Raw genomic sequence first — 21,033 nt, 5'->3', positions numbered from 1 at the left:
TCTTTGTTTGCACGCTCCATTTTAATGTCGTATTTCGGTATAATTAAAAATATATATAAAGAGAAGGCAAAGGAGAATGCGAAATGATTCTGCACAAAGGGGAAGTCTTGTTCCGTCAGGGTGACGGCGGCCAGAACCTGTACCGGGTGAAAAGCGGACTGTTCAAGGTGACAAGACTACATGAGAACGGGAACATGGTGCTGTTCAACCTGCTGTATCCGGGTGAGACAGTTCCCCATCATTCCCTCATTTCGCCGAAGGAGGCGCATGGAACAGCGGTGGCGATGATGAAAAGTGAGGTCGAGCTCATTCCCGCTGCGGAATGGTACCGGGAGTTGCGGGAGGACCCTGAGAAGGTGATGGAGATCGCGCTTCTGCTCCAGGAGAAGGTGCGGTTCATGCAGACACGGCTCGACCATCTTACAGTCGGAACGCCCGGGGAACGCATGGCGCTGCTGACCCGCTGGCTGAACGAATACTCTCATGGCGCACAGCTGACAGACCTGCTGACACAGGAAGAGATCGGGCAATTAATAGGTGTACGCCGGGAAACTGTCAACCGTTTGCTGCGGAATCAGGGCTGATTGCTTATTTTTAATGGAAACTGTTTAGACTGCCCCTTCCGCGTGGTATAATCTATTCAGAACATATCAAACTAAAGAAAGGATCAGGATACCATGTGTCCCCGAAGGACGATTCCCCAAAGGACGATTTGGAAACGTTATGATCTGTCTTATACTTAGCTTCCCTGTAGAATGTGCGCGTACCGTTGTTAATTGACGAAGCCGCCTCTATGAGGGAAGGAGTATTGTATGCGAAGGAGCAACACCTCCGGTTTAACCCCTCGTAGAGGCTGGTGGGACGTCTAGCCGCCATTTACGATAAGGGGAGACCGAGTATGAGGAAACAAGACAGTGGCATGAGTATGCCGCTCCGATTAGCCGTTATTTTGTCCGGAACACTATTGCTTGCATTTACGTATTATCACATCAATTATCAGAACCATTTGACTGAGGGCGGGTTCGTAGGGCTATCGCTGCTCGGCAAATATGTGCTAGGGATTTCACCATCACTATCGATCCTGATTTTAGACATTCCAGTACTCTTAATCGCAATCATATTCAAAGGAAAATCGTTCGTGGTGAACACCTTCATCTCTGTAGCAGCCTTCACGGTATTCTACGGACTGATGGAACGCTATTCCGGATGGGTTATTGATCTGCAGGATAACTTGCCGCTTGCGGCATTGTTGTCAGGTGTACTGACAGGTCTAGGAGCAGGTATGGTCCTGCGAGGCGGCGGGGCGAGCGGCGGGGACGATATACTGTCGCTGCTGATCAGTGAATGGAAAGGAATTAAGGTAGGAACCGTATTTATCCTGATGGATGTAATTGTTCTGGCATTGTCCCTCTTCTATATGCCGTTAAGAGAGACCCTGTACACAGTGATGGCTGTAGTTGTGGCCGGATATGTGATTACTTTTACAACCTCTCTGGGCAGACCGAAGCTGGTCAAGGCTCCGAAGATTTCATCTCCACTAGCCAAGACTCAGGATGGCGCGGTGAATGTGAACAATGCAATGTGAACCCCGTATACGGGGATGATGAAAGGTCAGCGGACTTAAGTCCAGCTGGTCTTTTTTTTGAGAAATCCTGCACAGAATACAACATTCCGCCCGTTATATCGACCGTAACCGGAAATTGTTGTATGAAATGCAGCATTCTGCCCCCACCAAGCCAATTACCGAGAGGATTCTTGTATTTCCTACAACAATTCGTCCGCACACCCCGGCATTAGTGAATCGAAGTTGTAATATCTGCAACATTTTGGCATATTATCTTCTGTTAATTTGTTTTCGGTAAAATGTGTACATATTCGTCTGCGCAACAGGTCGCACATTCACCTCCCGGGTGTCCCCGGATACTGAAACCGTGAGGTGTGAGCGCGCGTATATATTTCATTCAAACTGCAAGGCCCGAGGTCACACTATGCTCAGAATGTAGAGGGAGGATGTAAGGGAATGAGTGCTCACGAAATTGACTATGCGATTATGGGTGAGGAAATTCAGTGTGTGGAGGTGCAGCTCGACCCGGGGGAGAGCGTGATTGCCGAAGCGGGCAGCTTCATGATGATGGACCCGGAGATTACGATGGAGACGATCTTTGGTGACGGCAGCGGCAACTCGCGGGGCGGCGGCGGACTGATGGGCATGCTGAAGGGAGCAGGCAAACGGCTGCTGACCGGGGAAAGCCTGTTCATGACCGTCTTCACGCACAGCGGGGCATATGGACGCAAGAGCGTAACCTTTGCCGCCCCGTACCCGGGCAAGATTATTCCGCTGGATCTTCAGCAATACGGCGGCAAAATCATCTGCCAGAAGGATTCCTTCCTCTGCGCAGCCAAAGGCGTGTCGATCGGCATTGAATTCCAGCGCAGGCTGGGGGCGGGCTTCTTCGGCGGTGAAGGCTTCATCATGCAAAAGCTCGAAGGAGACGGACTCTCCTTCGTTCACTCGGGCGGTCATGTGCTGGAGCGGACGCTGCAGCCTGGAGAGACCATCAAGCTCGACACCGGTTGTCTCGTCGCCATGACATCCTCTGTCGATTATAATATCGAGATGGTGAAAGGTGTGAAGACTGCGCTCTTCGGCGGCGAAGGAATGTTCTTTGCCACCCTGCGCGGACCGGGCAAAGTGTGGGTGCAGTCGCTGCCGTTCAGCCGGATGGCTGACCGTATTCTGTCGGCCGCCGGACCTTCCGGGCGCAAGGAAGAGGGCAGCATCCTCGGCGGATTGGGCAATCTGCTGGACGGCAAGTAAATGGAGCGGCGATGAATTAGCCGGCAATCCAAATTCAACCGTAACAATTTGCCGCCTCGCAGGGTTCCGCGGAACCCTGCGAGGCGGATTCCCCCGGAACGCAGCAGCAGCTTCGCCGGATTCCCCGGAATGCAGCCGCATCTTCACGGGATTCCCTGGTAAGTGCAACAGCCGCCTCGCCGGATTCCCGGGAGGCGGCTGTTTGGTCTGCGGAGGGAAGCGGACTGAGAGGCCCCTATTTCCCGGAAAGGCCTTCTTTTGCGGCTGAAACGGACTGAGATTCCGTTATCCTGTTGATTTCAGCTCAAAAGGAGCAATAACCGGCCCCATAACGGAATCTGAGTCCGCTTGCCCTGTGAAATTACCCGTTTTGCACAAATAACGGAATCTCAGTCCTCAACAAGCTGATGAGTGAGTTATGAAGAACCCACCGGCCTCTGCTAGAGCAAATGCGCGCATACTGAGCTCCGCCTCACCCTCGAGGCTCCGCCCAGCCTCGCCCACGAAGCTCCACCCAGCCTCGCCCGCGAAGCTCCACCCAGCCTCGCCCGCGAAGCTCCACCCAGCCTCGCCCACGAAGCTCCCCCGGGCCTCGCCCGCGAAGCTCCCCCGGGCCTCGCCCACGAAGCTCCCCCGGGCCTCGCCCGCGAAGCTCCCCCGGGCCTCGCCTTCGGAGCTCCAGCCAGCCGCGCCTGCGAAGCCTCACCCTGCCTCGCCCTCCAGCAACTTTGTTTCTCAAACGCTATACCGGCTAATTCTTCACCGCAGAGAGCAGCAGGAACATTGGACGCCGGGTTTCCTCCTGCCAGGCAGCATTGTTCTCCAGCATATCCGCAGTCGGCTGCAGCTCGGAGATCCGGGTCAGGGTGAAGCCGGAACCGATCAGCGTATTAATGTAGGTAGCAACATTACGGTGGTACTTCGTAACTTCATGATCGAGGAAACTAGCCTGCCTCGGTCCTTCGAGATGATAATTGTCAACAGGCCAATGCTGCTTCCCGCCTTCAGGGCCGTAATGCCAATCCTGCGCGGCGAGCGCGGTGAAGATGGGATGCTCGACCGAGAACACGAAGGCTCCGCCAGGCTTCAGGCAATAGTAGACCTGGCGGCAGAGGCTGGCGAAATCCTCTACATAGTGAATGGCAAGTGAACTGATGACTGTATCGAATTCATCCGCACCGAAAGCGGCATCTTCAATTGCCAGCTGGAGGTATTCAATCTTCGGATCGCGGGTCATCGCCCTGGCCCGCTCCAGCATATTCGCGGAAAGATCGATGCCCACTACAGATACGGCCCCTTGCTCACGGGCATACCGGCAGTGCCAGCCGAAGCCGCAGCCCAGATCCAGTACCCGCTGACCCTGCAGGTCAGGCAGCAGCGTGCGGAAATTCCCCCATTCTCCGGCGGACTCAAGTCCCCCTGTGGAGCGCGGCATCCGGCTGTAATTTTCAAAAAAGCTGGCCTCATCATATTTGTTTTGCTTCATACGGTATACCTCCGTAACGGTCGTTAAGCCCGTTCTTTTTTAGAAACAGGAATTGCACTGGCATTCACCGCTTCCCGGAAAGTATACCGCAGATTTGACTGGAACGCAGGTACTGTATATATTATGGGGCAAACCCCTTAGACTACTTAAGGCGGCAACCGGAGGGCTATGATGTTCAAAATATTTATCATTGAGGATGACAAGGGACTGGTAACCCTGCTCCAGGACTACTTACATAAGTTTGGATACGAAACACGGGCGGTGCATGATTTTGAAGCGGTACGGACCGAGTTCGAGGCGTTTGCCCCGCAACTGGTACTGCTGGATGTGAACCTGCCCAAATTCGACGGATATTATTGGTGCCGCCAGATCCGTGCGGTCTCGACCTGTCCCATTCTGTTCATCTCCGCACGCGACGGGAAGATGGATCAGGTCATGGCGCTGGAGAATGGCGCGGATGATTATATCACGAAACCTTTTGATTACGAGATTGCGATGGCCAAAATCAAAAGTCACCTGCGCCGCGCTTACGGCTCCTACGCCGGGGGCGGCACGGAACGCAGCCTCACCGTTTCAGGACTGATGCTGGACGTAGAACGCCTGATCCTGACGCGGGGCGGGGCCAGAATCGACCTTAGCCACACCGAGGCCAAGATTCTTGATGAGCTGATGCAGAAATCCGGTACCCTCGTTACGCGTGACCGGCTGCTGGAGAAGATTTGGGATACCGAAGCTTTTGTGGATGACAACACGCTGAACGTCTATGTAACCCGGGTACGCAAGAAGCTGGCTGCGCTGGATATTATGGAGGGACTGCAGACAGTGCGCGGTCAAGGGTACAGGCTCACCGGGAATTGGGAGGAGGGGTAACATGAAGCTGTTCATACGGGAACAATCGCCTTTGATCATCGTCTATCTGGCCCAGCTTATGATAATTACGCTTGTCTACCGGCTGGACGGGGGGAGCGGAGTCACGGTAAGCCTGTACGCGGCGCTGCTCAGTACAATTCTGCTGCTGGGTTATCTTGCCTACCGGTATCTCGCAAACCGTACATTCTATGAGCGGCTTATGACGGTGCCGGCATCGCTCGAGGAATCCGGCGGGCCGGCGCAGAACACGCCTTTGGCCGGGAGTCTGCGTATGCTGCTGACCCAGCAGTTCCGGCTGTACCAGAACGACCTGCACAACTACCGCCACAAGCTGGAGGAGCATATTCACTTCATCAACCAGTGGGTGCATGGCATGAAGACGCCGCTTTCGGTGATTCATCTGATGATACAGGATAAAGACGGTCCTCCGTTCACGGCCATCGGCGATGAGCTGGACCGGCTGAAGAAAGGGCTGGAAACGGTGCTCTACACCGCCCGGCTGGATACCTTTGAACATGATTTCTATGTCGAGCGGCTGGAGCTCTCGGCCGTGGTGCGGAGCGTGACCTCGGAACAGAAAAGGCTGTTCATCCGTAAGCGGGTGTTTCCGGTGATTTCTGTGGAGAGCGGGGTTTCGATTACATCGGACGAGAAATGGCTGTCCTTCGTCATAACTCAGCTAATAACCAATGCCCTGCGCTATACAGTGGAGGAGGGGAAGTTTGTGCATTTCCACGGGTATTTAGAGGAGCAGGGCAGGGCTGTGCTGGAGGTGCGCGATGAAGGCGTGGGCATCCCTCCGGGTGACCTGCCGCGGGTATTCGATCCTTATTTTACCGGCGTCAACGGGCGCAGCTTTCAGGAATCCACCGGCATGGGCCTGTATCTGGTGAAGCAGATCTGCGGCAAGCTGGAGCATGAGGTGGAGATTACCTCGGAGGTGGGCAAGGGGACGGCAGTGCGGATTATATTTTGATACAAGCGGGAGGCAGTTCGGCTCTACCTGCTGCCGGCCCGGTAGCGGATAATCAGGAGGACGACCGTTGATACGACCGCCAGCGACAGGGTATTGGTAATCAGAAAAGCGAGTCCGACCCCCTGAGCGGCCAGGTTAACCGCATAGGCTTCCATAAGAGCGATGCCCAGCAGCATCAGCAGGTAGGACTTCAGGCTAAGGTCTGCGACAGACCGGGTCTTGATGATTTGCAGAATTTGTGGAATCCAGCCCACAGAGAGAATGATACCGCCAATCAGCTGCATAACCGTGAACAACATGCGTACACCCCGCTATTCTTCGTTTAGTACGTTGTATGCTCAGGGGGCATATCAGGTTCGGTGCATATCAAAAAACCGCCGCCCCTGTAAGGGACAGCGGGTTCACCCGGCAGGCGCTCTGCCCGGGTCTATTGCTGTTTCAGCTGCACAAGCTGTTCCAGCAGCTGCTGTATATCGGCTACAGGAAAGGCTTCCTGCAGCACTTCATTTACGGTCACCTGCGCCCGGTCGACCTTATTCTGACCGATGTCAGTCAAAGAAGTATAGATGCTTCTGCGGTCATCATCACAGACCTTGCGCTCCAGCGCGCCGCAGCCTTTGGCTTCGAACCGGCTGACCAGCCGGGATACGGCGCTCTGGCTCAGCCCGACCATGGACTCAAGCTGCTGGAGCTTCAGCTTCTTCTCGGGTGCCTCGGACAGAAACAGCAGTACGTAGAACTCCTTGAGCGATAACTGATAGTTCTCCACCAGCTTTGCTTCAAGTGCAGCGGCAACATTCATTTGTATATGAGAGAGTGACAACCAGCTGGTTATCAGGTCATTTGCAGGGGTGTTCTTCATGTCTTCAATCCTCCCGGTGCATGCCATTCATGAATATAAATTTCACTTTAGTATATCATCTGGAAGAAGAGAAGGACACCGCAGGGAATGCTCAATTATTTGGCGGCGCGGGGAAACCCGAACTCATACTGCTTGGGAACGCCCGCTTCTTTGCCGAGCACTACACCAGCTTCCAGCGTCCAGTAAGGATTTCTCAGCATGCCCCGTCCAACCGCTACGAGATCAGCCTCTTCATTGCCGATGACCGCATTGGCGAGTACCGCTTCATCCAGCCGGCCGACGGCAATCACCGGCACATTCAGCTCCTGCTTGATAGCTCTGGCCAGCGGCACCTGATAGGCAGCATGTGTGCCCGGTCTGCCGGCTGCAGCTATCGGGCCTTCACCGCCTGCACTGATGTGGAAGATATCCGCTCCGGCTTCCTTATAAGCTCTGCTGATTTCCAGGCTCTCGGTGAGCCCGTAGCCGCCCTCAACGTATTCCTGCGCGGATATGCGCATGATCAGCGGCATGCCCTCAGGCATTACGCTCTTCGCGGCAGCAATCACTTCCCGGCCGAACAGCGTCCGGTCCTGTCCGTACTCATCCGTTCTCTGGTTGGTCAGCGGTGAGTGGAACTGGTGAATCAGATAGCCGTGGGCACCATGCAGCTCAATGACATCGAAGCCGGCCTGGACAGCCCGCTGCACACCCAGCTTGAATTTGCCTACCATAGCTTTCACTTCTTCCGTAGTCAAGGCATGCGGAGTAGTGGACTTATCGTCAAAAGGAATAGCGGAAGAGGAGACAGGAAGCACGGCATCCTCGGCCTTGCGTCCGGCATGGGCAACCTGAATACCTACTTTGGCGCCGTGGGCATGACTTGCCTCTACGATACGAGCCAGAGCAGGGATCTGTTCATCGGACCAGAGTCCCAGATCATAGTCGGTGATACGGCCATCCGGTTCAACATCAGCCATCTCTACAATAATCAGTCCGGCACCGCCGACTGCACGGCTCACATAATGGTTATAATGCCAATCTGTAGCGATTCCATCTTTATTGGTGACCGAATACTGGCACATGGGCGGCATAACTACCCGGTTCTTCAGCTTCAGGCTCTTAATCTCATAGGGGGTGAACAGATCCTTCATTATTCGTCGCGCTCCTTCGTTTAACTTGGAATTGGCATGCGGAAGGGGGATTAGGTAACAAATCGGCTCTCCACAAAATATATGCATGCTCATGCATTTAAATATAAGGCCTTATCTCTGCACTGTCAACTGTCAACTACAACTGTGCTTACAATACTGTAAGGTAGCTGTAAGTTTCAGAAATAGCAGCATTAGTTTACAGTTTGTATAATGTAAGCAATCCAGGTGAAAGAGGAGCGGTAGCCCTTGCCCCTATTAGACGTACACAATTTATCCAAAATATATGAAGGCAAGGTATCCATTCACGCGCTGAACCATATCCGGTTCGCCGTAGAGAAAGGGGAATTCGTCGGAATTATGGGCCCGTCCGGCAGCGGCAAAACCACGCTGCTCAATGTCATTGCGACGATTGATGAACCTACCTCAGGCCAGGTAATGATCAGCGGCCGGGACCCTAACCTGCTGGGCCGTAAAGAGAAGGCGCTGTTCCGCCGCAAGGAGCTGGGGTTTGTATTCCAGCATTTCAATCTGCTGGACACGCTCACGGTAGAAGAGAATGTAGTGTTACCGCTGACGCTAAGCGGGAGTTCCGTTGCGGAAATGGAAAAGCGGCTAGCCGAAGTGGCCTCCAGGCTGGATATTGCCGGGCTGCTTCACAAACGCACCTATGAAATCTCCGGCGGCCAGATGCAGCGTGTAGCAATTGCCCGGGCGATGATCCACCGCCCTTCGCTGATTCTGGCGGATGAACCCACCGGCAGCCTGGATTCCAAGGCGTCGGAAGAAGTGATGGGGCTGCTGGCTGAAGTGAACGAAGCCGAGGGAGCGACAGTGCTGATGGTTACGCATGACGCGGTGGCAGCGAGCTTTTGCCACCGGGTGATTTTTATCAAAGACGGCCGCTTCTACAGCGAGATGTACCGGGGCAGCAGCAGAGCCGCCTTCTTCCAGAATATCATCGACATGCTGTCACTGCTGGGAGGAGCCGGCCATGACCTTTCGGCAATTCGCCTATAGGAATGTAACCCGAAGCAAGCGCAAGTATGCCGCTTACTTCGTCAGCAGTGCCTTTTCGGTGATGATTTTCTTCCTGTGCGCGTTGTTTATCTTTCATCCTGTTATTTCAGGAGCTCTCATTCTGGATACGGCGGCTAAGACAATGATGATGGCGGAAGGAATCATTTATGTTTTCTGCTCGCTGTTTGTCCTGGTATCCGTCGGCTCCTTCCTGCAGTCCCGCAAGCTGGAGTTCGGTATTCTGCTGATGCATGGCATGACCAAGCAGCAGCTCAACAAGATGGTGTTTCTGGAAAATATGCTGATCGGCGGCTCGGCCATCTTCACCGGCACACTGCTTGGGATGCTGCTCGGCAAGCTGTTCCTGATGATCGGCTCTGCCTTTCTCGGCATTCCCCCGCTGGATTTCCATCTAAGCTGGCAGGCACCGGTGCTGACTATTATCAGCTTTATGCTGCTGTTCGTACTGATCTCACTGTGCACCTTCTTTTTTATCGGCAATGAGTCGCCGCGGGGAATGTTCCAAGGCGGACGCAGAGGAGATGCGGAGCCGCACGTTCACCGCTGGCAGGCGCTGCTCTCCGCACTGCTGCTGCTGGGCGGTTATGTGCTGGCAGTGCTGACTACAGCCACCACGGTGGAGGTGATGATGTTCCCGGTAGTGGCTATCACGGTTGTGGGTACCTACCTGTTCTATACACAGCTGAGTTTATACGTGGTGGAACAGCTGAGAAGATTCCGGCACTTCTATTGGCAGCGGATGCGGATTATCACCTTCTCGGGTTTATCGTACCGCTGGAAGGATAACGGGCGGATGTTCTTCATGGTGACCATTGTCTCGGCGGTATCTTTCACTTCGGTGGGTGTTTTCGCCTCGATCCATACCTTGTCACGAGAGCTGAAGCTGGATTATCCCGCAGCCGTAGGCTATGTCGCCAAAGGCGGAGCGGCCAGTTCCACGGCAGTGCAGGATTTGGACGGCATCGAGTCGGAGCTTAAGCAGTTGGGACTAACGTATGATACCTTGTCAATCCCGGTGAAATATGCCGATGTGGCCGCGCAGAGCGGACCGGACCATACCGAACGGTTACCGCTCATGGCTTACAGTGACTACAGGCTGGCTCTCCAATATGCCGGCTTCGATTCCTCTGAACCTCCGCTGGAAGGCCACGACGGTCTGGTGATGATCGGCTCCCAGCGGGACCGCAGCCTGATCAGTGAGCGTGTCAAAGCCACTTATACGCTGGAGCAGGGAACAGATATCCGGGAAGTTGGCTACACACAGCATGTGCCGGTTGCCGAATATCTGCTGCCGGAGCTGGACGGGCGGGGCGGAGGAGATTTCAGCGGCCTGGTGGTCAGCGACAGTCTCTATAACACCATCGTTCCGGTCCAGCAGGACATCTACTACGGCTTTTACATGGAGGATTTCCCCCGGACGGTAGGCATTGCTTCAAGTCTTGCGGACGGCGGCAAGGTCGCCTATGAGCATAGGGCAAATTACGCTGTCGTGGTCAGCGGAACACTGTTTGAGATTCAGCGGACTCTGTATAGTACGATGCTATTTGCTTCCCTCCTGGTGGGGACCGTTTTCTTCATCGCGGCAGGAAGCTTCCTGTATTTCCGGCTGTACATGGATCTGGAGCATGACCGTTTCCAGTACTCTGCGTTGTCCAAAATGGGCTTCACCGATCAGGAGCTGGACCGCAGCGTCACTCAGCAGCTGGCCCTGATGTTCTTCGTTCCGGTGCTGCTGGCCATCCTGCACAGCGTCTTTGCTTTCATTGCTCTGCAGCGCCTGTTCTATCTGTCGATTGCAGCCGAGACAGGGGCAGTGCTGGCCGGATATCTGGCAGCCCAGGGAATCTATTTCTTCTTCATCCGCAGCCGTTATTTACGCAATCTCAAGAAAAATCTGCTCTAAACAGGAGGCCCGCATATGCAAACATGGATTACGGATTTTATGGAGCAGTTCGGATACTTCGGCATCTTTCTGATGCTGGCGCTGGAGAATGTATTTCCGCCCATTCCCTCAGAGGTCATTCTCCCCTTCGGCGGATTCATGACCACTACGACTGACATGACGATTCCCGGCGTGCTGATCGCTTCAACCGCCGGTTCACTGCTGGGTGCAGTGATTCTGTACTGGATCGGACGGATGCTGGATGTGGACAGACTGGAGCGGATCGTAGACCGCTGGGGCGGCCTGCTGCGGATCAGCGGGAAGGATATCCGCAAGGCGGATGCCTGGTTTGACAAATACGGCTACTGGACCGTGCTTTTCTGCCGGATGATTCCGCTCGTACGCAGTCTGATCTCCATCCCCGCAGGGATGTCCGGGATGAAATTCGGCGTGTTCATGCTGTTTACAACGATTGGAACGCTGGGCTGGAATGTGCTGCTGGTGCTGCTGGGGGCCGCGCTTGGAGAGTCGTGGGAGGATATTGCCGGTATTATCGGCACCTATTCCAGTGTAGTATATGCCATCATTGCCGCAGGATTATTGTTGCTCGGATTCCTGTATTACCGTAAAAGACTGAATGCCGGCAAGGTCCGGGGATAATTTTTCAACAAACAAAGGAGGATAACCATGGAGCTGCTGACCATTGTCAAAGCAATCATACTGGGAATTGTAGAAGGACTGACTGAATTTGCTCCGGTATCCTCAACCGGTCATATGATCATCGTGGATGATATGTGGCTTAAGTCGCAGGAATTTCTGGGAAAATATACGGCGAACACGTTCAAGGTTGTTATTCAGCTGGGCTCCATCCTTGCTGTAGTGATCATTTTCCGTAACCGGTTCATCGATCTGCTCGGGCTGAAGAAATTCAGCCGCAAGGAACTGGCGGTGGTGCCAGAGGGGCAGCCGCAGGCGCCTGCTGAAGGCCGTCTGAAGTTAGCCCAGGTAATCGTAGGTCTGATTCCCGCCGGAATCTTCGGTTTTCTGTTCGAGGATTACATTGATGAGCATTTATTTTCCACTTCTACAGTACTGATCGGACTGGTCGTTGGGGCCATATTTATGATCTGCGCCGACCGGTTTGCACCCAAAACCATCAAAACAGAGAGTGTTGACCAGATTACATATAGGCAGGCGCTATCGGTCGGACTGATCCAATGTGTCTCCCTGTGGCCGGGCTTCTCTCGGTCCGGATCGACGATTTCCGGCGGCGTGCTGCTGGGGATGAGCCACCGCGCGGCTGCCGATTTCACCTTCATTATGGCTGTGCCGATTATGGCCGGAGCGAGCCTGATTTCGCTGCTGAAGAATTGGCAGTACTTCACGCTGGATGCCCTGCCGTTCTTCATCGCCGGCTTTATCAGCGCCTTCCTGTTCGCGCTGTTGTCGATGCGCTTCTTCCTGAAGCTGATTAACAGAATCAAGCTGCTGCCCTTCGCCATCTACCGGATTATTCTCGCCGGTGTAGTCTATCTGATCTGGTTCTGAGCCGTCTGCACGGTTGCCACAGCCGCACCTCCTTCATTGGAGCGTGCGGCTTTTATTATGTTCGGAGTCCCCGGAAAGTAAATGAGTGATTCCCGAAGCTATAGCCCAGCTTTGTGGGGGGATTTGCTTTTGTTATAAGGAATCTGTATAGCCAAACTCCCCGGAATCTGTTGCGGACCGCAGAAAATGTGAAGTAAGATGGCAGCAGATTAAGGATGCAGCACCTAACTTAACCCAAGAGGAGCGGACATAAATGAGCAAAGGAATTAAGACAAGCAGCCTCGGCTATCCGAGAATCGGCAAGAACCGTGAATGGAAAAAGACATTGGAGGCTTACTGGGCCGGTAAAATAGATGAGCAGAATTTCCGCGCACAGATGGAAGAAATTCAGCTCCAGCATTTGCAGACCCAGCAGCAGGCCGGCATCGAGCTGATTCCGGTGGGCGACTTCACCTTCTATGATCATGTGCTGGATACCGCCGCGATGTTCGGAATTGTACCCGCGCGCTACGGTTATCAGGGCGGAGAGATTCCGCTCGACCTGTACTTTGCTATGGCCCGCGGCAATGCGGGAGCTACGGCCTGCGAGATGACCAAATGGTTCAATACGAATTACCATTACATCGTGCCTGAGATTGGCAGCATTACACCTGTCCTGACAGAGAATAAGCCGCTGGCTGCCTACCGCTTCGCCAAAGAGCGGGCAGGTATAGAAGGCAAGCCTGTTATAGTAGGGCTCTATACCTTCCTCAAGCTGTCTAAGGGATTCCCGGCTGCCGAAATAGCTGGAGTTGCTGCCCGCTTCCTGCCGGTATACGTGCAGCTGCTGCAGGAGCTGCAGCAGGAAGGCGTGGCCTGGGTACAGATCGACGAGCCGGCAATTGTAACGGGCTTAACGGCAGAGGACATCGCATTGCTTAAGACTATCTACGGGGAGATCGCCGCTTCAGTACCGGGCCTTAATGTTATTGTGCAGACCTATTTCGAAGCTGCCGAGCCGCTGGAGGCATTGCTGGAATTGCCAGTGCAAGGCCTAGGCCTGGATTTCGTCCATGACGGAGGCAAAAACCTGGAGTCCATTGCCCGCCTGGGCTGGCCTCAGGATAAGACCCTGGCTGCCGGAATTATCGACGGACGCAATATCTGGCGTTCGGATATAGATGCCAAGCTGGAGCTGGTTGCTGAACTGCAGAAATATGTGCCACAAGAGCAGCTGATTCTTCAGCCCGCTTCGAGCCTGCTGCATGTGCCGGTTACAGTGGAAGGGGAAGACAAGCTGAAATCTGCGGTCAAGAATGCATTAGCCTTCGCCAATGAAAAGCTTGCGGAGCTGGTTCTTATTGCTGCAGCTGCAGACGGGGGCACTGAACGTTATGCAGCGGAGCTGGCCGCAACCCGTGAAGTGCTTGCTGTATTCCGTGCCCTCCCGGAACGCGGGCGTGAGGATGTAGCTGAGCAGGTACAGTCGCTTGCGAAGCTGCCGGACAACCGCAGTCTTCCTTTTGCAGAGCGGGTGAAGGTTCAGCAGGAGAAGTGGCGTCTGCCGCTGCTGCCTACAACCACCATCGGCAGCTTCCCGCAGACGGCTGAGGTCCGCCAGGCCCGGCTGAAGTGGCGCAAGGGGGTATGGACCCAGGAGCGTTATGACGGGTTCATCAAGCGTCAAATCGCTGAGGCTATCACCCTTCAGGAGGAGCTCGGGCTGGATGTGCTGGTACATGGTGAGTTCGAGCGGACGGATATGGTCGAATTCTTCGGAGAGAAGCTGGCCGGTTATCTCTTCACCGGGGGCGGCTGGGTTCAATCGTATGGCTCACGCTGCGTGAAGCCGCCCGTTATCTATGCCGATGTTGCTTTTATCCAGCCGATGACCGTCAAAGAAAGTCTGTATGCCCAGTCGCTGACGAAGCTCCCGGTCAAGGGGATGCTGACGGGTCCGGTCACGATCCTGAACTGGTCCTTTGTCCGCGATGATCTCAGCCGTGAAGCCGTCGCAGGGCAGATCGCACTTGCGCTGCGCCATGAGGTGACAGCCCTGGAGGAGGCGGGCATTGAGATGATCCAGGTCGATGAACCTGCCATCCGCGAAGGCTTGCCGCTGAAGGCGGGAGATCATGAGCATTACCTGAACTGGGCCGTGAAATCGTTCCGGATTGCGACGAACCATGTCAAAGATACGACCCAGGTGCATACGCATATGTGCTACAGCGAATTCAACGACATGATTGGTTCGATCTCGGCGATGGACGCGGATGTTATCTCGATTGAGACCTCCCGCAGCCACGGGGAGCTGATCGTAAGCTTCGAGGAGCAGGAATATGATAAGGGCATCGGACTCGGAGTCTACGATATCCACAGTCCGCGGGTTCCAGTTGTAGAGGAGATGACCTCAGCTATCGAGCGGGCGCTCCGCGCTCTGGATGTGCAGCAGTTCTGGATTAATCCGGACTGCGGATTGAAGACTCGCGGATGGGAAGAGACCACAGCCGCACTGCGAAATATGGTGAAGGCGGCGGTCCTTGTACGGGAGAAGAGCGGGGCAGTCAGCCGGTAAACATTTTAGCTAATCTGTAAAAGCTGCCGGGCACAAATAAATCACTATATTCAGGGTAATTCACTCTGGTTATAGTGATTTATTTTCATTTTTTTGCAAGAAACACTTGATAATAATTATCATTCTTGATAAAATGAGAAAAAGAAAAGAAGGAACCGTGGAGGGTCCCTTCAATATTCTTCAGCCATTATTTGCTTTCAAAGGTTTTGCAATCTGTTTCTTCAGACTGAGTAGGTTCTTTGGAGCTGTGGTAAGCAACGAAGATGGACTCAGCTTTGCATTTGTTTTCTTCAGCCCAGTAGGTACAGGAGTTAACTGCACACAATACGTCTTTTGCCATGAGGGTTCACCTCCTCTTATAGTAGTTGGCATCATAAATCAGTTAGCAATTGAATAGATCTGTCCGGCAAGGTGGAGCTTGTCCGAACAGCACTTTACCCTTATTCCTTGAGAATGGAGGGTATTTGGTGTTTTTTGTCTTTTTCAGACACTACAATTGTAACAAAAAAAGAGATATTACGCAAACGGGATCATTCAGCTGCTGAGTGGTCCTGTTTGGTATTTTTACCGATATGGGAAAAAAACACAAAAAAAGACTGCCATCCTCCTAATTGTCTGCAACCTTCCAGCTTTTGGAACGTCAAAGGGTATAAGCGCGGAAGAGATCTATAGATATAACGGCCTTTCGCAATTACACTTTTGGAGGAATGAACATGCGAAAATGGGGTCTGCATTCTTTGTTGTGTTTAATTGTTTTGGCAGTGGTTCTGGCGGGTTGCGGGGCAGGCAATAACAATTCCAATTCGGCGGCGGATACAGCAAACAGTGCGATGACCGCTGAATCAGCGGCGGCGGCGGAAGAAGGCTCAGCTGCGAGTGTACCGGCGGCAAAGGAAATGACCGATAATTTCAATTCCACTTCCACGGTGGCTGTGAATGATCAGAATGCGGTGCAAGGCGGCGGCGCGAATCCTGCAGTCCCTAATACGGGAGCAGAGCAGGCGGCAGACGCTTCAGCCGGGTTCACGGGAACCGATGTCGTGGCAGGGCTGAACAAAAAGCTGATCTATAAGGCGAACCTCAACATGGAGGTAGCCGATTACGGGGCGGCACAGACCGAAGTGCGGAATATGATCACACTGGCAGGCGGTTACATTATTGAATTTTCAGAGAATATGTCTGAATATGAACAGGGCGGAACCTTTATCCTCAAGGTGCCGGCGTCGGGCTTCTCTTCTTTTCTGAATAATCTGGAGAAGGTCAAACATGAGAAGCTGCAGAGAAGTATTCAGGGGCAGGATGTCTCGGAAGAGTACGTAGATCTGGAGTCACGCCTCAAGGCTAAGCAGATGATGGAGACCCAATATATCGATTTCATGAAAAAAGCGACCAAACCTGCAGATCTCGTGCAGTTTGCCAACCAGTTGGGTGCAATCCAGGAGCAAATCGAACAGATCAAAGGCAGAATGCGTTATATCGACCAGAACGTATCCTTCTCGACCGTGGAGCTTCGCCTTTACCAGACAGAGGAGAGCATCGCCGTCACGCAAGTGACAAAACAAGGACCGCTGGGTGAACGCGCTTCGGAGGCACTGCAGGGCAGCATGAAGGCATTATCTGTAATGTTCCAGTGGCTTGTAGTTGTGCTGGCGGCTGCACTTCCGGTGCTGATCGTGGCTGGAGTGGTTGTGGTCATCGTGATCTGGTTCCGTAGAATCTTTAAGCGCCGGGAGCGGGAGCACTTCGAACAGATACGCCAGGGTAACCGTGAACAGAACCGGGAACTGCTGGACCGTGATGTTGAGATGCCTGCTGCACCTGCTCCGGAAGAGGATAACAGTGATAAGGATAACAAATAAGCAGCTGACTTGAGCGGTCAGAGAATTTCAGAACGGCCTGCCGGGCCACCCGGTATGAGTTTGTTTATATAAGAGCGGTAACGCTCATAACAAAAAGCCTCCAAACCCGTATGACAGGGCTGGAGGCTTTCTGCTGTAGCGATGACTTATGGGTGGATGAGGCGGCCGTTATCGACCTGCGTCAAGCATGCTGGAAAAGAACGCGGTACTCGCCGTAGCCTTCCTTCTCCAAATCTTCTTTGGGAACAAAACGTAAAGCCGCCGAATTGATGCAGTAGCGCAGCCCGTTTGCCCCGGGACCATCATTAAAAACATGGCCGAGATGGGAATCGGCTGTTTTACTGCGCACTTCTGTGCGGATCATCAGATGGCTGAGGTCAGTTTTCTCCTTGACTGCATAATCGCGGATCGGGCGCATGAAGCTCGGCCAGCCGCAGTCGGAATCGAATTTATCCTGTGAGCTGAACAGGGGTTCACCGGAAACAATATCCACATAGATTCCATCCCCGTGATGGTCCCAGAATTCGTTGCGGAAGGGGGATTCGGTAGCGCTGTTCTGTGTAACTTCATACTGCAGCGGAGTCAGGCGCTCCTTCAGGCTTTTTTTGTCCTCGTTGTGAGTCCAGTGGGCTTCGATAAAAGCTTCCCGCCCGGAGCCCTTGCGGTAACGCTTGTAATGGCCGGGATTCTTGTGGTGATATCCCTGGTGGTATTCTTCGGCCGGATAGAAAGGCTTAGCCGGAAGAATCGGAGTCACAATAGGAGCAGAGAAACGTCCGCTGGCTTGCAGTGCTGCCTTAGATGCCTCAGCCTGCTGCCGCTGCTCTTCCGAATGGGTAAAGATCGCCGTACCATAGGAGGTTCCGCGGTCATGGAATTGCCCTCCGGCATCGGTAGGGTCAATCTGCTGCCAGAACAGCTCAAGCAGCTTGGTATATGGGAAAATATCCGGATTAAACGTAATCTGCACAGCCTCGACATGTCCGGTCGTTTCCGAGCAGACTTCCTCGTAAGTCGGATTCGCGGTATGACCGCCTGTATAACCGGAGATTACCTCGACAATACCGGGAAGTTCTTCAAACGGGGATACCATGCACCAGAAGCATCCTCCGGCGAACGTAGCTTTTTCCGTCTTGACGTTTATAGAATCAGATTGAACTTCACTCATTAATATCCCTCCATCTATAGAATGCAATTAAATAGATCACAATTTAATTATAAATCAAATAGCTGCACTCTGCCAGCTTGACGGATACCCCTCAGAGTTTAGCGGACCGCGGCCGCATGGAGAATCCGGCAGCTGCAAGCACGGCGATGTAGAGAATCACGGCAATGGCCGCACTGCGCGGATGCTGGAACATCTGGCCGCCGAGGAAGGCGTACAGGGTAATCCCCGGGATTTTACCAAGGCCGGTTGCTGCAAGATAACTCCAGAAGGGCAGTCCGGCAGCACCGGCGTAGATATTTACGGCCATTTGCGGAATTACAGGCGCCAGCCGGGCGAGGACTACAGAGGCAAACGGACGCCGCTGCACGGCCCCGGTGAATTTATCCAGCGCCGAAATCGAGTTCAGATAAGTCATGGATTTATTCTGGAACATAAATTTAACAAGACCATACACGATCGCTGCAGCCAATGTGGTTGCGCTCCAGCATATTAACGCTCCCGCCAGGCTTCCATAGGCGTATCCGAACAGACCGATGATCAGCTTGTAGGGGATTACCGGAAACAAGGCCAGAACAGTGGCTGCAAGCATGGACAGAAGCAGGTTATGGTCCTCTTTGAGCCAGGCCAGAATCTCATACCTGTAGATAAACGCGAGGATTATACACGAAACATACAGAATTACCGTCAGCCATTTTCTCATTTTACTATGCCCCTTCTTCACTCCATACATTTCATCATACTGAAAAAAAAGTGATTATTGAAGCAAAGATCATTGTCGCCGCCGCTTGTCACGGTATAATACACCTATAAGGGATAGAAATCCCCAATATTTAAGGGAGATACCTCAATGAATATACCTGTACGCAAAAGAGTGGCATTAATCGGCATCGGCGATATTGCCCGTAAAGTCTATTTGCCGCTGCTCTCCCGTCATGATCAGGCGGAAATTGTAGGGGTACACAGCCATTCCTCTGCGACGGTGCAGCGGGCAGTTCAAACCTATCGTCTACAGAAAGGGACAACAGAACTGAATGAGCTGTTATCGTGGGATCTTGATGCTGTATTCGTGCATAGTCCAACACCTACACACTATGAACTGGTTACCCGTTGCCTGGAGCATGGGGTGTCCGTATATGTGGACAAGCCGCTGTCTTATGATCTGGAAGAATCCCGGCGGATGGCCGAGCTCGCAGAGAACAAGGGACTGTTGCTGGGGGTTGGCTTCAACCGCCGCTATGCCCCGATGTATATGGCGGCCAAGTCCTGGCTGCTGAAAGCCGGAGGCATTAGCCAATGCATCGCAATCAAGCACCGGACGAAGCTGCAGCAGGGTACAAGCCATGAAACCATTCATGATGATCTAATCCATATGCTGGATCTGCTGCTATGGCTGTGCGGCGGCGATTATGAATTGCTTCACAGCAGCCTGAAGACAGATGCGGAGGACAGATTGCTGCAGTCGTTGGGGCAGCTGGACTGGAAGAGCGGAGCAACCGGAATATACAGCATGGTGCGTGATGCCGGTGCTGATCTGGAGAAGCTGGAGCTGCACGGAAACGGCAGATCGGTAGAAGTGACAGACATGGAACGGGCGACATTATATGAGCAGGGTTCCCTGCCGCGCACGCAGAATTTCGGCAGCTGGGACACTATACTGGAGCGCAGAGGCTTCAGCGGAGCCGTCAGCCATTACCTGAGTCACATCGCAACACCGGAGCAATGCGGCATTTCCGCCTCAGCCGTACTGCCGAGTCATGAGCTGGCAGCGAAGCTCAGCCGTTGAAATTTCAGATTAGCAGCAGAGAGGAGAACAACATGGAGGATCAGGATTACGGCAAGTCAATGGAAGAGAGAATTATCGAAAGCTACAAACGGGATGAGGAAATGATGATTCTTGTTTTTGCCCAGTGGTGCGTGAATAACAAGCTGGACCCGCACGCACTGTATTTACAGGCATATCCGCAGCAGGAGGGCAATCAGGCGCTCAGCAATGCACTGGCACTGACTGTATCCGAGGAAGAGTCCGGTTTTATCTCCGATGACACCGTACTTGGTGTACTATCGCTATATAGCAATGATGACCTCGCTTACGTGGTAACTGAGGCGATTCATCAGCGGGAGCAGAAAGCAGACACAAGGGATTGACAACGAAGATATAATAGTTATGGTTAATGAACTTTTTTTTGGTAAACGATGTTCATTACAGAATAAATGTGGTAAAATTATATATACTAACTAATAGTAAGCTTCACAAGTGAGAGGTGAAAAACAATGGAAGAACATCAACTGACGATGTGCCCGAGATTCGAGACGGCCTTTTCTTTTTTAGGCAAACGTTGGAATGGACTTATTATTCAGACATTGATGAGCGGCCCTAAGCGGTTCAAGGATATTTCCGGACTGATTCCGACAATGAGCGATAAGATGCTGTCCGAGCGTATGAAGGATCTGGAATGTGAAGGCATTCTGGTACGTCATGTATATCCGGAAACACCGGTGCGCATTGAGTATGAATTAACGGTCAAAGGCCGGGCGCTTGAGCCGGTTATGCAGCAAATTCAGTTCTGGGCCGAGAGCTGGGTTGAGTAGTTACGTTTCATATTCCTAATGACAGCCCCTTACCGGTCTCCGGTTTAAGGGGTTTTTGCTTCGGTTCTGCTAAATAAAACTTGCACTGTGTCCAAACCTGTGTAATATAATAGAACAAACTAAAGTTACGGATGTGTGGAAGCGCTGACAAAACTGGGAAAAGCCTAAGGAGGATCTGAATAAGCCAAAGTTAAGGCAAGCAAACTAAGACGAGGCTTTCGAGGCAAGTTTTGGACGATGCTGATTCAGG

21 protein-coding genes are annotated in these 21,033 nt (G+C 53.0%); 14 read left to right on the top strand and 7 right to left on the bottom strand.

What is annotated here, in order from left to right:
- The first annotated feature begins 83 nt into the window (after nt 1–83).
- The 3 genes from GC101_RS08310 to GC101_RS08300 all read left to right on the top strand — a co-directional run bounded on the left by GC101_RS08310 (nt 84) and on the right by GC101_RS08300 (nt 2,818).
- Nucleotides 84–584 carry a Crp/Fnr family transcriptional regulator gene (locus GC101_RS08310; RefSeq protein ID WP_042138790.1) on the top strand — a complete coding sequence of 167 codons (501 nt, stop codon included), beginning with the start codon at nt 84–86 and terminating at the stop codon, nt 582–584.
- A gap of 314 nt (nt 585–898) precedes the next feature.
- On the top strand, nt 899–1,585 hold the full coding sequence (locus GC101_RS08305) for a YitT family protein (protein ID WP_076245687.1): 687 nt from the start codon (nt 899–901) through the stop codon (nt 1,583–1,585).
- 435 nt (nt 1,586–2,020) lie between these two features.
- Complete coding sequence (locus tag GC101_RS08300) at nt 2,021–2,818, top strand: TIGR00266 family protein (protein ID WP_171716819.1); 798 nt, start codon at nt 2,021–2,023, stop codon at nt 2,816–2,818.
- A gap of 751 nt (nt 2,819–3,569) precedes the next feature.
- On the opposite strand, the gene GC101_RS08295 is transcribed toward GC101_RS08300, so the two are convergent.
- Entirely contained in the window at nt 3,570–4,304 is a 735-nt protein-coding gene (locus tag GC101_RS08295) for a class I SAM-dependent methyltransferase (RefSeq protein ID WP_171716818.1), read from the bottom strand.
- 171 nt (nt 4,305–4,475) lie between these two features.
- Between GC101_RS08295 and GC101_RS08290 the strand changes: the two genes are divergently transcribed.
- Nucleotides 4,476–5,174, top strand: coding sequence for a response regulator transcription factor (locus GC101_RS08290; protein ID WP_039295391.1), 699 nt, complete (start codon nt 4,476–4,478; stop codon nt 5,172–5,174).
- 1 nt (nt 5,175) lies between these two features.
- Entirely contained in the window at nt 5,176–6,150 is a 975-nt protein-coding gene (locus GC101_RS08285; protein ID WP_171716817.1) for a sensor histidine kinase, read from the top strand.
- A gap of 23 nt (nt 6,151–6,173) precedes the next feature.
- Here GC101_RS08285 and GC101_RS08280 read toward each other — a convergent pair whose 3' ends face one another.
- The 3 genes from GC101_RS08280 to GC101_RS08270 all read right to left on the bottom strand — a co-directional run bounded on the left by GC101_RS08280 (nt 6,174) and on the right by GC101_RS08270 (nt 8,145).
- Nucleotides 6,174–6,449: a PQ-loop domain-containing transporter gene (locus GC101_RS08280; protein ID WP_039295394.1), complete on the bottom strand. Its 276-nt coding sequence runs from the start codon at nt 6,447–6,449 to the stop codon at nt 6,174–6,176.
- Between the two features lie 128 nt (nt 6,450–6,577).
- Complete coding sequence (locus GC101_RS08275) at nt 6,578–7,012, bottom strand: MarR family winged helix-turn-helix transcriptional regulator (protein ID WP_171716816.1); 435 nt, start codon at nt 7,010–7,012, stop codon at nt 6,578–6,580.
- Between the two features lie 95 nt (nt 7,013–7,107).
- Complete coding sequence (locus tag GC101_RS08270) at nt 7,108–8,145, bottom strand: NADH:flavin oxidoreductase/NADH oxidase (protein WP_171716815.1); 1,038 nt, start codon at nt 8,143–8,145, stop codon at nt 7,108–7,110.
- A gap of 246 nt (nt 8,146–8,391) precedes the next feature.
- Between GC101_RS08270 and GC101_RS08265 the strand changes: the two genes are divergently transcribed.
- From GC101_RS08265 to metE, 5 genes are all read left to right on the top strand, one after another.
- The gene (locus tag GC101_RS08265) at nt 8,392–9,162 is read left to right on the top strand and encodes an ABC transporter ATP-binding protein (RefSeq protein ID WP_171716814.1); all 771 of its coding nucleotides are present in this window, start codon (nt 8,392–8,394) and stop codon (nt 9,160–9,162) included.
- Nucleotides 9,137–11,086, top strand: coding sequence for an FtsX-like permease family protein (locus tag GC101_RS08260; RefSeq protein WP_171716813.1), 1,950 nt, complete (start codon nt 9,137–9,139; stop codon nt 11,084–11,086). The genes GC101_RS08265 and GC101_RS08260 overlap by 26 nt, the downstream gene beginning before the upstream one ends.
- 15 nt (nt 11,087–11,101) lie before the next feature.
- Nucleotides 11,102–11,725, top strand: a complete 624-nt coding sequence (locus GC101_RS08255) for a DedA family protein (RefSeq protein ID WP_039295402.1) — start codon at nt 11,102–11,104, stop codon at nt 11,723–11,725.
- Nucleotides 11,726–11,752: 27 nt separating this feature from the next.
- Nucleotides 11,753–12,613, top strand: a complete 861-nt coding sequence (locus GC101_RS08250) for an undecaprenyl-diphosphate phosphatase (protein WP_171716812.1) — start codon at nt 11,753–11,755, stop codon at nt 12,611–12,613.
- Nucleotides 12,614–12,866: 253 nt separating this feature from the next.
- Nucleotides 12,867–15,167, top strand: a complete 2,301-nt coding sequence (gene metE, locus GC101_RS08245) for a 5-methyltetrahydropteroyltriglutamate--homocysteine S-methyltransferase (RefSeq protein WP_171716811.1) — start codon at nt 12,867–12,869, stop codon at nt 15,165–15,167.
- 187 nt (nt 15,168–15,354) lie between these two features.
- Here metE and GC101_RS08240 read toward each other — a convergent pair whose 3' ends face one another.
- Nucleotides 15,355–15,507 (bottom strand): DUF1540 domain-containing protein, encoded by a 153-nt coding sequence (locus GC101_RS08240; RefSeq protein ID WP_081972158.1) that lies wholly within the window; start codon nt 15,505–15,507, stop codon nt 15,355–15,357.
- A gap of 373 nt (nt 15,508–15,880) precedes the next feature.
- On the opposite strand from GC101_RS08240, the gene GC101_RS08235 reads away from it, so the two are divergent.
- Nucleotides 15,881–17,026 carry a DUF4349 domain-containing protein gene (locus GC101_RS08235; RefSeq protein ID WP_246354210.1) on the top strand — a complete coding sequence of 382 codons (1,146 nt, stop codon included), beginning with the start codon at nt 15,881–15,883 and terminating at the stop codon, nt 17,024–17,026.
- 181 nt (nt 17,027–17,207) lie between these two features.
- On the opposite strand, the gene msrA is transcribed toward GC101_RS08235, so the two are convergent.
- Both msrA and GC101_RS08225 read right to left on the bottom strand, forming a co-directional pair.
- Complete coding sequence (gene msrA, locus GC101_RS08230; RefSeq protein WP_171716809.1) at nt 17,208–18,194, bottom strand: peptide-methionine (S)-S-oxide reductase MsrA; 987 nt, start codon at nt 18,192–18,194, stop codon at nt 17,208–17,210.
- A gap of 91 nt (nt 18,195–18,285) precedes the next feature.
- Nucleotides 18,286–18,894 (bottom strand): TVP38/TMEM64 family protein, encoded by a 609-nt coding sequence (locus tag GC101_RS08225; RefSeq protein WP_171716808.1) that lies wholly within the window; start codon nt 18,892–18,894, stop codon nt 18,286–18,288.
- 147 nt (nt 18,895–19,041) lie between these two features.
- Here GC101_RS08225 and GC101_RS08220 point away from each other — a divergent pair, with 147 nt between their 5' ends.
- The 3 genes from GC101_RS08220 (at nt 19,042) to GC101_RS08210 (ending at nt 20,783) form a co-directional block, all read left to right on the top strand.
- Nucleotides 19,042–19,977 (top strand): Gfo/Idh/MocA family protein, encoded by a 936-nt coding sequence (locus GC101_RS08220; RefSeq protein WP_171716807.1) that lies wholly within the window; start codon nt 19,042–19,044, stop codon nt 19,975–19,977.
- A 32-nt stretch (nt 19,978–20,009) separates the two neighbouring features.
- On the top strand, nt 20,010–20,339 hold the full coding sequence (locus tag GC101_RS08215) for a hypothetical protein (RefSeq protein ID WP_171716806.1): 330 nt from the start codon (nt 20,010–20,012) through the stop codon (nt 20,337–20,339).
- A gap of 126 nt (nt 20,340–20,465) precedes the next feature.
- On the top strand, nt 20,466–20,783 hold the full coding sequence (locus GC101_RS08210) for a winged helix-turn-helix transcriptional regulator (protein ID WP_042138775.1): 318 nt from the start codon (nt 20,466–20,468) through the stop codon (nt 20,781–20,783).
- Nucleotides 20,784–21,033: the final 250 nt, after the last annotated feature.

Source organism: Paenibacillus phytohabitans, assembly GCF_013141775.1.
GTDB classification, from domain to species: domain Bacteria; phylum Bacillota; class Bacilli; order Paenibacillales; family Paenibacillaceae; genus Paenibacillus_AQ; species Paenibacillus_AQ phytohabitans.
Note: the sequence above shows the minus strand (reverse complement) of the source record. Positions and strands in the feature narration are given on the sequence as shown.

Excerpts from the sequence above, each read along its gene's own strand:
- GC101_RS08310 (WP_042138790.1), top strand. The coding sequence starts at position 84 with ATGATTCTGCACAAAGGGGAAGTCTTGTTCCGTCAGGGTGACGGCGGC.
- GC101_RS08305 (WP_076245687.1), top strand. The coding sequence starts at position 899 with ATGAGGAAACAAGACAGTGGCATGAGTATGCCGCTCCGATTAGCCGTT.
- GC101_RS08300 (WP_171716819.1), top strand. The coding sequence starts at position 2,021 with ATGAGTGCTCACGAAATTGACTATGCGATTATGGGTGAGGAAATTCAG.
- GC101_RS08295 (WP_171716818.1), bottom strand. The coding sequence starts at position 4,304 with ATGAAGCAAAACAAATATGATGAGGCCAGCTTTTTTGAAAATTACAGC.
- GC101_RS08290 (WP_039295391.1), top strand. The coding sequence starts at position 4,476 with ATGTTCAAAATATTTATCATTGAGGATGACAAGGGACTGGTAACCCTG.
- GC101_RS08285 (WP_171716817.1), top strand. The coding sequence starts at position 5,176 with ATGAAGCTGTTCATACGGGAACAATCGCCTTTGATCATCGTCTATCTG.
- GC101_RS08280 (WP_039295394.1), bottom strand. The coding sequence starts at position 6,449 with ATGTTGTTCACGGTTATGCAGCTGATTGGCGGTATCATTCTCTCTGTG.
- GC101_RS08275 (WP_171716816.1), bottom strand. The coding sequence starts at position 7,012 with ATGAAGAACACCCCTGCAAATGACCTGATAACCAGCTGGTTGTCACTC.
- GC101_RS08270 (WP_171716815.1), bottom strand. The coding sequence starts at position 8,145 with ATGAAGGATCTGTTCACCCCCTATGAGATTAAGAGCCTGAAGCTGAAG.
- GC101_RS08260 (WP_171716813.1), top strand. The coding sequence starts at position 9,137 with ATGACCTTTCGGCAATTCGCCTATAGGAATGTAACCCGAAGCAAGCGC.
- GC101_RS08255 (WP_039295402.1), top strand. The coding sequence starts at position 11,102 with ATGCAAACATGGATTACGGATTTTATGGAGCAGTTCGGATACTTCGGC.
- GC101_RS08250 (WP_171716812.1), top strand. The coding sequence starts at position 11,753 with ATGGAGCTGCTGACCATTGTCAAAGCAATCATACTGGGAATTGTAGAA.
- metE (WP_171716811.1), top strand. The coding sequence starts at position 12,867 with ATGAGCAAAGGAATTAAGACAAGCAGCCTCGGCTATCCGAGAATCGGC.
- GC101_RS08240 (WP_081972158.1), bottom strand. The coding sequence starts at position 15,507 with ATGGCAAAAGACGTATTGTGTGCAGTTAACTCCTGTACCTACTGGGCT.
- GC101_RS08235 (WP_246354210.1), top strand. The coding sequence starts at position 15,881 with ATGCGAAAATGGGGTCTGCATTCTTTGTTGTGTTTAATTGTTTTGGCA.
- msrA (WP_171716809.1), bottom strand. The coding sequence starts at position 18,194 with ATGAGTGAAGTTCAATCTGATTCTATAAACGTCAAGACGGAAAAAGCT.
- GC101_RS08225 (WP_171716808.1), bottom strand. The coding sequence starts at position 18,894 with ATGAGAAAATGGCTGACGGTAATTCTGTATGTTTCGTGTATAATCCTC.
- GC101_RS08220 (WP_171716807.1), top strand. The coding sequence starts at position 19,042 with ATGAATATACCTGTACGCAAAAGAGTGGCATTAATCGGCATCGGCGAT.
- GC101_RS08215 (WP_171716806.1), top strand. The coding sequence starts at position 20,010 with ATGGAGGATCAGGATTACGGCAAGTCAATGGAAGAGAGAATTATCGAA.
- GC101_RS08210 (WP_042138775.1), top strand. The coding sequence starts at position 20,466 with ATGGAAGAACATCAACTGACGATGTGCCCGAGATTCGAGACGGCCTTT.